The sequence below is a fragment of the Nostoc favosum CHAB5714 genome, assembly GCF_020829495.1.
In the GTDB taxonomy this organism is placed as follows: domain Bacteria; phylum Cyanobacteriota; class Cyanobacteriia; order Cyanobacteriales; family Nostocaceae; genus Nostoc; species Nostoc favosum.
The window spans coordinates 1-2,072 of sequence record NZ_JAIVFQ010000241.1 but is presented as its reverse complement, the minus strand read 5'-3'; the positions used below and the strand labels follow the sequence as shown (position 1 = coordinate 2,072).

At 41.2% G+C, this 2,072-nt stretch carries 3 protein-coding genes; 1 reads left to right on the top strand and 2 read right to left on the bottom strand.

Annotation, left to right across the window (positions count from 1 at the left end; genetic code table 11):
• Window positions 1-740 precede the first annotated feature (740 nt).
• Both LC586_RS40350 and LC586_RS40345 read right to left on the bottom strand, forming a co-directional pair.
• Window positions 741-911: a hypothetical protein gene (locus LC586_RS40350; RefSeq protein WP_229491358.1), complete on the bottom strand. Its 171-nt coding sequence runs from the start codon at window positions 909-911 to the stop codon at window positions 741-743.
• Window positions 912-1,315: 404 nt separating this feature from the next.
• Entirely contained in the window at window positions 1,316-1,504 is a 189-nt protein-coding gene (locus tag LC586_RS40345; protein ID WP_229491359.1) for a hypothetical protein, read from the bottom strand.
• 46 nt (window positions 1,505-1,550) lie between these two features.
• Here LC586_RS40345 and LC586_RS41035 point away from each other — a divergent pair, with 46 nt between their 5' ends.
• Complete coding sequence (locus LC586_RS41035; RefSeq protein ID WP_267921810.1) at window positions 1,551-1,751, top strand: hypothetical protein; 201 nt, start codon at window positions 1,551-1,553, stop codon at window positions 1,749-1,751.
• Window positions 1,752-2,072 lie beyond the last annotated feature (321 nt).

The following is a 2,072-nucleotide window of genomic DNA, read 5'->3' as shown; positions in this document are numbered from 1 at the left end:
AGGCACTGAAAAGTGCGGTAATGAGTCAAAAAAACTAGTTACATTTTGTAAATTTTTCTGCTTTGTTAAAAGGGAGTTATCAGAGGTTACGTTGTAGAAGAATTTAACAAAAGTCAGTCACATCAAGCTTTCTACGACGTGGATTCTACATAAAGCTGTGCAAAGAGCTATAAGGTTGCCTCTGTGGTTATTTGCTGGATTTCTGTCCCAATGATGTACCTGTAGGGTGTACACTCTGCGTTTTGAACGTGTAAGCTTTGATGTTTTTTCACCAGGGGGAATGCACTGTAATCCACATTTTTGACAACGCCACTGGGCTTGTTGCTTAACTGAAGTGGCAATTTCTGACCAATTATCTGGGTACAGAGAATGGGTGAACATCATCAGTATAATTAAACTGCGGCTTGACCAATTGTAATGCGAATAGCAGTACGAAAGCTTAACCAAATTCATTCATATAGGCGATTAGGCGATCGCATTTTAGTCAATAGCCTGCCTTCTGATGGACTTAATCTGTCCTCGCTTAGTTTTACTGTCAAGACGTTTTTTTTCAGAGCTGCGAGTGCTACTCCCTACCCAACCTCTGCAAGGGCTGTAAGTAATTGTTCCATAGCTGTGTTTTTTATGTTGTAGGCGTTTGCACCAGGCACAAGAAACTTTTGGTAACGACAAATAAAACACATATTCTATTCTTATGTTGAATGCTTCCTCATTAAACCCTATTGCGGAGACAGTTGAAATTATTTCACCGGATGGTAAAGTCCGTCTTTTTTATGAAATTCCCATCCCAAACCCCTTGGGTCGCGGTTACGAGTCCAGCTGATAAATTCTTTGGGGCTGAGTTTTTCTTTTTCCGATACCAGGGCTGACGGTGTTAAACCTAGTCGTGGTGCTAGGTTTTCATCCGGCAATGCAAGGAGTTCAACTTGGGGAAAGCTGGTATGGGTTAGCTTGTCTTCTTTGTTTGGGTTGACTGTTGTATCGAGTTGATGAAATAGCCCGTTCGATGAGTTCTAGTTTTTTGGTCATTACGTCGAGCTTCTTCTCCAGCTGCAAAACTAATTTGCTGCTTGGGGCAACATCGATATCAATCTTTTATGTCTTATCGCATTTTAAATAACAACAACAACAACAGCGTAAATAATTTTAGGCATTTTGGAACGTTGTTAATTTATTATCTGTGTTGAATAAACAACGTATACATCGAGCCACTTTTTCTACGACATTAGTCAGTTTAGCAATCAGGACATCGTTGTAGAAATTTACCCGAAAATAGCAACGCTGTAGAAAATACTAACAACGTAAAATGCTTATTCTATGTAGATTGTAGATGCTGTAAACGACATAAAGTTTTGCTATCAAACCCAGAGAGCAATTCTTCTAAGCCTTGCAACAAGGCAATTGTATGTCCCTCTCTGTGCAGTTTGGATAGTTCTCTGACTACTGGAATTAAAGCAGTAGGGACGCGAATCATTTCGCTTGGTAGGGACTTTTGGTCAGCCATTTGATATCAATTTTGATAGCAATAAACTGATTGTAGAGTGAAAGCGTTGCTTGCCGCCGTTAGGCATCGCCCTGTTCAATTTCAAGCGAGGAAACTTGAGCTTGAGGAGGGAGCGATCGCCTGCTCAATGCAAATGACTTATGGCTGCACCAAAGACAGGATGATGCCAACGAGCGAACCCAAAAGTAGCACTATACTGCCAAAAGAACTGATGACAAAGCCAATCATCCGCTTTTCGGCAGCCTGATAGTATCCGCGTCTTGTAGAGTTAGCATCACAAAAGTTTTCGGTCTAGGGACTTCCAGCCCATGATACTATCCTTATGAGTTTTTGCAATCCAATATATGTAGTGGGAAAGATACATGAAAAAAGCGTGGAGTAAAAAATGCTTAACGTTAGTCGCACCGTTCATGTACATCTTAGGGGTCGCCGCTCCTGCTGTTAGGGACTTGCGGAGAAATAAAGTACCAGTCATCCTAGAAGGTAGGAAGTGCGGGTAGTTCCGCACTTAGACTAAATCTCTAGAATAGGAATCCCTGTTTTGATGCTCACTGACAACATCAAATCT